10 protein-coding genes and 1 pseudogene are annotated in these 7,675 nt (G+C 63.7%); 6 read left to right on the forward strand and 5 right to left on the reverse strand.

Annotation, left to right across the window (positions count from 1 at the left end; genetic code table 11):
* Positions 1 to 69 precede the first annotated feature (69 nt).
* Positions 70 to 531 carry a DUF1043 family protein gene (locus BIS11_RS07200; RefSeq protein ID WP_253419565.1) on the reverse strand — a complete coding sequence of 154 codons (462 nt, stop codon included), beginning with the start codon at positions 529 to 531 and terminating at the stop codon, positions 70 to 72.
* A gap of 191 nt (positions 532 to 722) precedes the next feature.
* Between BIS11_RS07200 and zapE the strand changes: the two genes are divergently transcribed.
* From zapE to BIS11_RS07225, 5 genes are all read left to right on the forward strand, one after another.
* Positions 723 to 1,904, forward strand: coding sequence for a cell division protein ZapE (zapE, locus tag BIS11_RS07205; protein ID WP_253585870.1), 1,182 nt, complete (start codon positions 723 to 725; stop codon positions 1,902 to 1,904).
* Between the two features lie 181 nt (positions 1,905 to 2,085).
* Entirely contained in the window at positions 2,086 to 2,514 is a 429-nt protein-coding gene (rplM, locus tag BIS11_RS07210; RefSeq protein WP_227390386.1) for a 50S ribosomal protein L13, read from the forward strand.
* A gap of 13 nt (positions 2,515 to 2,527) precedes the next feature.
* Positions 2,528 to 2,917 carry a 30S ribosomal protein S9 gene (gene rpsI, locus BIS11_RS07215; RefSeq protein WP_227390387.1) on the forward strand — a complete coding sequence of 130 codons (390 nt, stop codon included), beginning with the start codon at positions 2,528 to 2,530 and terminating at the stop codon, positions 2,915 to 2,917.
* Positions 2,918 to 3,118: 201 nt separating this feature from the next.
* A complete protein-coding gene (sspA, locus tag BIS11_RS07220; RefSeq protein WP_253423219.1) occupies positions 3,119 to 3,745 on the forward strand; it encodes a stringent starvation protein SspA in 627 nt (208 codons plus the stop codon).
* Between the two features lie 56 nt (positions 3,746 to 3,801).
* Complete coding sequence (locus BIS11_RS07225; RefSeq protein ID WP_253423222.1) at positions 3,802 to 4,272, forward strand: ClpXP protease specificity-enhancing factor; 471 nt, start codon at positions 3,802 to 3,804, stop codon at positions 4,270 to 4,272.
* Positions 4,273 to 4,352: 80 nt separating this feature from the next.
* On the opposite strand, the gene BIS11_RS07230 is transcribed toward BIS11_RS07225, so the two are convergent.
* The 4 genes from BIS11_RS07230 to BIS11_RS07245 are packed head-to-tail and all read right to left on the reverse strand — an operon-like array spanning position 4,353 to position 7,441.
* A complete protein-coding gene (locus BIS11_RS07230; RefSeq protein ID WP_253423225.1) occupies positions 4,353 to 4,925 on the reverse strand; it encodes a BON domain-containing protein in 573 nt (190 codons plus the stop codon).
* A 38-nt stretch (positions 4,926 to 4,963) separates the two neighbouring features.
* On the reverse strand, positions 4,964 to 5,557 hold the full coding sequence (locus BIS11_RS07235) for a phosphoheptose isomerase (protein WP_227390391.1): 594 nt from the start codon (positions 5,555 to 5,557) through the stop codon (positions 4,964 to 4,966).
* A 20-nt stretch (positions 5,558 to 5,577) separates the two neighbouring features.
* Positions 5,578 to 5,949, reverse strand: a complete 372-nt coding sequence (locus BIS11_RS07240) for a YraN family protein (protein ID WP_253423228.1) — start codon at positions 5,947 to 5,949, stop codon at positions 5,578 to 5,580.
* Positions 5,942 to 7,441 (reverse strand): penicillin-binding protein activator, encoded by a 1,500-nt coding sequence (locus tag BIS11_RS07245; protein ID WP_253423231.1) that lies wholly within the window; start codon positions 7,439 to 7,441, stop codon positions 5,942 to 5,944. Before BIS11_RS07245 ends, BIS11_RS07240 begins: the two co-directional genes overlap by 8 nt.
* Before the next feature lie 114 nt (positions 7,442 to 7,555).
* On the opposite strand from BIS11_RS07245, the pseudogene BIS11_RS07250 reads away from it, so the two are divergent.
* A pseudogene (locus BIS11_RS07250) lies at positions 7,556 to 7,675 on the forward strand (rRNA (cytidine-2'-O-)-methyltransferase); the annotation flags it as partial.

Below are 7,675 nucleotides of genomic sequence, written 5' to 3' on the forward strand. Positions count from 1 at the left end.
GGGCCTCGCTTCGTCGGTCGACTCGGGGGGATTCAGGCTGCCAAGTTGGCCGGGTTCACTGCTTTTCGCTCAATAACGCGGCGGCTGGGCAACGTCGCTCTTGTTCGCGGCATTGTTCTTGAGGCCAAAGTCTTCGGAGAGCGTGCCGCCCTTGCCATCGGCGTAGTCGCGCGGCATGGCCGGGGAGTCGCTGGCGCCGGGCGTGGCATGAGGTGTGCCGGCCTTGGGGGCATCGTCCTGCGCGGGAGTCGGGCGGTGGGCGAGCTGCCACTGACCGGCATCTTTTTGCATCTGCCTCTCGAGCTCGTCGGCCTGGCGACGAATGCCGTTCAGGCAGTCGCGCACGTTGCCGAAGTGGCCGCCCATCGCCTTCTTGAGCTCGGCGATCTGGTGCTCGCGCTCGAGCAGCGTCTGCTTGAGCGATGCCCGGTGACGCTCACCCCGGCTCATTAGCCGGTAGCACGCAAGGCCGATGAGAAAACCGACGACCAGGCCGACGAGTGCATAGATGAATGGTGAGTTTGCTTCCACAGTCTTCTCCCTGAAAGTGATTGACGCTGTTCCGGCGTATCGCTGAGCGTGCTGGCGAACCCTACTGCATTATAGGCGCCTGTCGGCGGCTCGGGTCAATGCGCCGATGCGCTCATTGCTTAACGCGCGTATAATTAGCCGCCTTCACGCACTGGCCGCCTTGGCCGCGCCATCGACCGGGAGAGTATTGAATGTCATCGACTGTCGCCTCGGCAAAGGCAAGTCCCGCCCATCCGCCCACGCCCCTTCAGCGCTATCGACGCGACATTCAGCGCGACGACTTCCAGTTCGATGCCGCCCAGCAGAACGCGGTCGAGAATCTGCAGCGCCTCTATGACGAGCTTCTGGCCACGCCCTCGACCACACCCAAGACCGTGGTGGCCCACAAGGGGCTGAAGGCGCGCATGGCGGGACTCATGGGCAAGAAGAAGCCGCAGGGCGAGCCGGCGCTGCCGCGGGTGCGCGGGCTCTATTTCTGGGGCGGGGTGGGGCGCGGCAAGACCTATCTCGTCGATACCTTCTTCGAGGCGCTGCCGTTTCCCGACAAGATGCGCACCCACTTTCACCGCTTCATGCAACGGGTGCACAACGAGCTCAACCACTACAAGGGCGAGAAGAATCCGCTCGAGCTGATCGCCGGCAAGTTCGCCACTGAGGCGCGGGTGATCTGCTTCGACGAGTTCTTCGTCAAGGACATCACCGACGCGATGATTCTGGCCAACCTGCTCGAGGCGCTGTTCGAGCGCGGGGTGGTGCTGGTGGCGACTTCCAACATCGTGCCCGACGACCTCTACAAGGATGGCCTGCAGCGCACGCGTTTTCTGCCCGCGATCGAGCTGCTCAACCGCCACTGCGAGGTGGTGAACGTCGATTCCGGCGTCGATTACCGCCTGCGCGCGCTCGAGCGCGCCGAAATCTTCCATGCCCCTTGCGACGAGGCGGCCGAGCGCGAGCTTGCCCGCAGTTTCAAGGAGATCGCCGGCCAGGCCGGTGAGGCCGAGGCGCCGCTCGAGGTGAATCATCGCGTGCTCAAGACTCGCAGGCTCGGCGACAACGTGGCCTGGTTCGATTTCAAGGCGCTGTGCGACGGCCCGCGCAGCCAGAACGACTATATCGAGATCGCCCGCGAGTTCCATACCGTGCTGGTCTCCAATGTGCCCCAGATGGGCGCGAAACAGGACGACCAGGCGCGGCGTTTCATCAACATGGTGGACGAGTTCTACGATCGCGGCGTCAAGCTTCTGATGTCCGCCGAGGTGGCGGTGGAGTCGCTCTACACCGACGGCAAGCTGACCTTCGAGTTCGAGCGCACGCTGTCGCGGCTGCAGGAGATGCAGTCGCGCGAATACCTGGCGCTTCCCCACAAGCCGTGAGTCGTGAAAAAAGCCGCGCGGTACTTAACTTGTCGGCAATGCTCGTGTAGAATGCCGCCTCGCTGTACGTTACAGGCCTTTCGAGACGCACGTGTCGGCGGGTCGGTAACCAAAAAGAATAGGGATGGTGAAAGGCGTCATGCCTTCTCACCCAACACACTTAAACTGGTGAAATTCATCCATGAAGACGTTCAGTGCTAAGCCGCAGTCCGTCCAGCGCGACTGGTATGTTGTCGATGCTACGGACAAGACGCTCGGTCGTCTGGCCACCGAAATCGCTCGCCGCCTGCGTGGCAAGCACAAGCCCGAATTCACGCCTCACGTCGATACCGGCGACTACATCGTCGTGATCAACGCCGAGAAGGTCCAGGTTACCGGCAACAAGGCCAAGGCCAAGACCTACTACCGCCACACCGGTTACCCGGGCGGTCTGCGCTCCATGACCTTCGACAAGATGCTCGACCATGCGCCCGAGCGCATCATCGAGTTCGCCGTCAAGGGCATGCTGCCGAAGGGCCCGCTGGGTCGCGCCATGTACTCCAAGTTGAAAGTGTACGCTGGTGCCGAGCATCCCCATACCGCTCAGCAGCCGCTTGAACTGAACATTTAAGGAAATCTTCGCCATGTCACAGCAATATTACGGTACCGGGCGCCGCAAGACTTCCACCGCTCGTGTGTTCCTCAAGCCGGGCTCCGGCAAGATCACCGTCAACAACCGCGCCCTCGACGAGTTCTTCGGTCGCGTGACCGGTCGCATGGTGGTTCGTCAGCCCCTCGAGCTGACCGAGACCCTGAACCAGTTCGACGTCTACGTCACCGTTGAAGGCGGCGGCGGTTCTTCCCAGGCCGGCGCCATTCGTCACGGCATCACCCGCGCTCTGATGGAATACAACGAAGAGCTGCGCCCGGCGCTGCGCGCTGCCGGTTACGTGACCCGCGATGCCCGTCAGGTCGAGCGTAAGAAAGTCGGCCTGCGTAAAGCACGTCGCCGTCCGCAGTTCTCCAAGCGTTAATTTCAGCGCTGGTACTGCGAGAACGCCCAGGCCCATGGCCTGGGCGTTTTCATGTCGGCCCCGTGCGTTGAGAGCAAGTGCCCAAAAGCGTGTAAAGGGATGTTAAGGTGCGTCGAGCGCCGCAAGCGAGCGCGGAGTCGCCAACATCGGAGGCTCCCGGCATGGTATCATTGACTACTGTTCTATAACGAGGATGCTTTCATGGGTGTTGTGGCCAAGCGGTCTTCTATGATCTTCTACTCCGGAAACGACGATCATTTTAGCCATCGTGTGCGCATTGTTCTGGCCGAGAAAGGGGTCGCCGTGGACATCGTCGATGTCAACGACGACCAGCCGCCGCAGGAGTTAGCCGATCTCAACCCCTACAACAGCGTCCCCACGCTGCTGGATCGCGATCTGGTGCTCTACGAATCCAAGGTGATGATGGAGTACCTGGACGAGCGCTTCCCGCACCCGCCGCTGCTGCCGGTCTACCCGGTCGCCCGTGCCCAGAGTCGGCTCTGGATGCACCGTATCGAGCGCGAATGGTGCCCCTTGCTCGACCAGATTCGCACTGGCGGCAAGAAGGAGGCCGACAAGGCGCGCAAGGAGCTGCGTGAAAGCCTGATCGGCATCTCGCCGATCTTCGAGGACATGCCTTACTTCATGAGCGACGAGTTCACGCTGGTCGACTGCTGTCTGGCACCGATCCTGTGGCGCTTGCCGGAGCTCAACATCGAGCTGCCCGAGAAGCAGGTGAAGCCGCTTCTGAGCTACATGGCGCGGGTTTTCGAGCGCGACGCGTTCAAGGAGTCCTTGAACGAGCGCGAGAAAGAGATGCGTACATAACCCTTCAGGGCCTCGCCGGTGGCGGGGCCCTGCCGATTTTGAAAGAGGGAAGTCTGATGAAATCGAGCCGTCCCTATATTGCCCGAGCCCTGTATCAGTGGCTTCTCGACAACGACCTGACGCCGCACCTGGTGGTGGATGCCACGCTGCCCGGGGTCGAGGTACCGCGCCAGTTCGTGCAGAATGGCCAGATCGTGCTCAACGTCGCCCCCACGGCGGTGCGCGACTTGTTCATGGAGAACCAGGCGATCGGTTTCAGCGCCCGCTTCGGCGGCCAGCCGATGAACGTTCTGATTCCCACCGAAGCGCTGATCGCGATCTACGCCCGCGAAAACGGCGCAGGCATGGTCTTCGGCCACGAGCCCGAGCTCGAGTCCGAAGAGGATGAAGGCGAGGCGGACGATGCGCCGCGCGACGAGGATGCAGGGCCCCAGCTCAGCGTCACCGAGTCCACCGACGGGCCGGACGACGAGCCGCCAAAGGGCGGCAAGCCCAAGAAGAAGCCGACCCTTCGCGTCGTCAAGTAACTGGTCGTCGCGTAGTTTCCGATCCGGCACGAAAAAAAGCCTCGCATTCGCGAGGCTTTTTCATGGCAGGGTGGCGAGCGTCAGTCGATGTAGTCGAAGACCTTGACGATGCGCTGGATGCCGCCCACCGCCGAGGCGGCATTGACGATGCGGTCGGATTCCTGGCGGGTCACCATGCCCATCAGGTAGACGCTGGCGTTTTCGGTGGTGACCTTGAGTTTCGACGAGTCGATCGAATCGTTGGTGGCCAGGTGGCTGATCACGTTGGTGGTGAGCCAGGTATCGGTCAGGCGCTGGCTGGCGGGCAGGTTGGCGGCGATCGCCAGCTCGTTGTGCACCTGGTTGACGCCGCGCAGGCTGGAGGCTACCTGGCCCGCCTTGTCGCGCAGCTCCTCGCTGGGTACCTGGCCGACCAGCAGCACCGAGCCGTTGTAACTGTGGGCGCGAATGCGGGCGTCGCCCAGGCGCGCATCGGCGCGATCCAGGGCGCGCTCCACCTGGCGCTCGATGGTCGAGTCCACGGCCTGCACGTCGTTGCTGCGCTGGCCGTAGTTGGAGGGATTGGAAGCTGAGTTGTTGGCGCAGCCTGCCAGCAGCACCGCGCTGCAAACGCCCATCAGGCAAAAGGTACGAAACGCGTTACGAAGGGCCATTGTCGACTCCTTGAGAAAGAGGGTTGACCTGGGCGGGCTCAGGCGGCGCCGCCGAAGAGTTGCTCGTCGATCAGATCACACAGGCAGTGGATCACCAGCAGATGCACTTCCTGGATGCGAGCGGTGGAGGTGGCCGGCACGCGGATCTCGCAGTCGTCCTGGCCCAGAAGCGACGCCATGTCGCCGCCGTCGCGGCCGGTGAGCGCCACCACCGTCATGTCACGGTCGTGAGCGGCCTGGATCGCCTGGACGATGTTGGCGGAGTTGCCGCTGGTCGAGATCGCAAGCAGGATGTCGCCCGGCTGGCCCAGCGCCCGGATCTGCTTGGAGAACACCTCGTTGTAGCTGTAGTCGTTGGCGATCGAGGTGAGCGTGGAGGTGTCGGTGGTCAGTGCCAGCGCCGGCAGGCTCGGGCGCTCACGCTCGAAGCGGTTCAAGAGCTCGGCGGAGAAGTGCTGGCTGTCGCCGGCGCTTCCGCCATTGCCGCAGGCCAGGATCTTGCCCTCGCTGACCAGGCATTGCACCATCATCTGGCTGGCCACTTCGATGAACGGTGGCAGCACTTCGCTGGCATAGGTCTTGGTGTCGATGCTGGCGTTGAAGTGGTCGAGAATGCGGGATTGAAAGTCCATGAGGGCTTCCTAATGTCATGTCAGTAAGCGTCGAAAGCCGCCTTCTCCCAGTGGAATTCCAGAGAAGGGGAGTGGCCGGTGATGGCTAGAATATCAAAACGGCACGGGGTTGAGACAGCGTGACGCGCGATATACAGCGAAGCGGCGCGAATCAGGCGCCGCTGCTTGGTGGGGGTGATGGTTTCCAGGGGGTGGCCGTAGGCGGAGGTGGCGCGATGCTTCACCTCGACGAAGACCAGGGTGTCACCGTCTCGCATGATCAGGTCGAGCTCGCCGCCCTTGACCTGGTAGTTGGTACTCACGAGCGAAAGCCCCCGGTCGATCAGCCATCGGGCGGCCAGGCGCTCAATGGCCAGACCGCGCTTGCGCGCGGTCTGGGGTCTATCAGTCACCCAACAGTCCCGGGGTCAGGATCGGGCCGGGCCGGCCGTTCTGGAAGCGTGCCCAGGGCAGTTCGCGATGGATGCGACCATCGCCTGCGACCGACAGCTCCCCGGTGGCGCCGTTGAAGCCCTGGATCGAGGAGATATCCGACAGGCGGGTGGCGAGTTCGAAGGCGTCGACGCCCATCGCCTGCAGGCGGAACAGCGAGGCGTCGCCTTCGCCACTCAGTGCCTCGTAGCTCTGGTAGAAGGGCAGAGCTTCCGGGCCGCCAACGGCGGCATCGGGGATCTGCCACGGGATATCGACGAACATGACGTCGTTCAAGTCCTGGTCGAGGCGCCGCTCGCGGGAGCCTTCGTTCAGGTGCGACGTGGCGTAGATCGGCAGGTCCGGCGCGTAGTAGTAGTCCATGGTCGGCGGTACCTGGCGCGCGTACTCAGGCAAGGCGAGCAGGAACAGGGCGTCGATGTTGCCGAGCTGGGCGCGGTCGCCGCTGACGTTGAGCGCGGTCTGCACGGCGTTGGAAACGGGGTTGCTCGGGTTGTAGCGCACCGCGTTGGTCACTTCGCCCCCCTGGCCCTGGAACTCGTTCCAGAAGGCTTCGCCGACCCGGCGGCCCCAGTCGTTGTCCGGCACCATGACCGACATCTGGCGACGACCGTCTTCATAGGCGCGGCGCGCTGCCTGGCGCGCTTCGTCCTCGGCGGAGAGGCCGTACTGGAACAGGCGCGACGCCTGGTTCTGGGCATTGCTGCCGTAGTTGAGCGCCAGCGTCGGTACCGGCACGTCGGACTGCTGCTCCAGACGGCTCACCTGCTCCTTGTCGAGCGGGCCGATGATCAGTTGGGCATTCATCTCCTCGGCGCGGCGGTAGAGCTCGTCCATCGAGTACTGGGAGGCATCGACGAAGCTCAGCTGGACATCGCCACCGCGAATCGAGGCGTGCTGGTGCATCGCGTTGCTGAGGGTGTCGGCGATGCTGCTGAGCGGGCCGGACTGGGGCAGTGCGACCATGATGCGCGTGATGCTCTGGCCTTCGAGTTCCGGCAGGCTCGCCTGGGTGCGGCCGGGCTGGTCCATCGCGCCGCGAGCCCACTGGGCGCGCTCGCGCAGCGTCTGTTGGGCGTCGCCGCTCATGGGTAGCTCGTCGTCGAGGACCTGGGTGGCGCGCAGCACCGCGCGGGGGTCGTCGAGGGCCCGGCCGAGCTCGGAGAACAGCAGTGCCCAGCGTACCCGGTCACGATCGGACAGCTCGCCTTCCTCCACGGCGCTCGCCGCCTCGAAGGCCGCCTCGCGCTGGCCCTGCTGGGCCAGGATGTCCGCCGCCTCCAGGCGGCTCTGGGCGGCCTGGCCGGGCGCCTGCTGCTCCGCCTGATCCAGGAGTCGTCCGGCGTCTTCGCCGGCCATGCGGTCCACCACGCTGGGCGATTGGGTGGCGCACCCGGAGATCAATAGCGCCGTGACGGCGGTGGCGAGCAGGCCACGAAGTGAACGTTTCATGTATCCTTCCTTAGGTTTGCGTTGGTGCAGAGGCTGTGCCGAGGATGGTTCCCTCAATCCTTGCACAAGCATAGCGCACCATCCGTGCAAGTTATCAAAAAATCGGGAGTCAGTATGACCTACCAGCCTCCGGGCACATTGTACGTGGTCGCCACGCCCATTGGGAATTTACAAGACCTGACGCCGCGTGCCGCCCGGGTTCTCGAAGGCGTTGCGCGCATCGCCGCCGAGGAT

Source organism: Halomonas sp. 707D4, assembly GCF_024158685.1.
Lineage (GTDB): Bacteria > Pseudomonadota > Gammaproteobacteria > Pseudomonadales > Halomonadaceae > Vreelandella.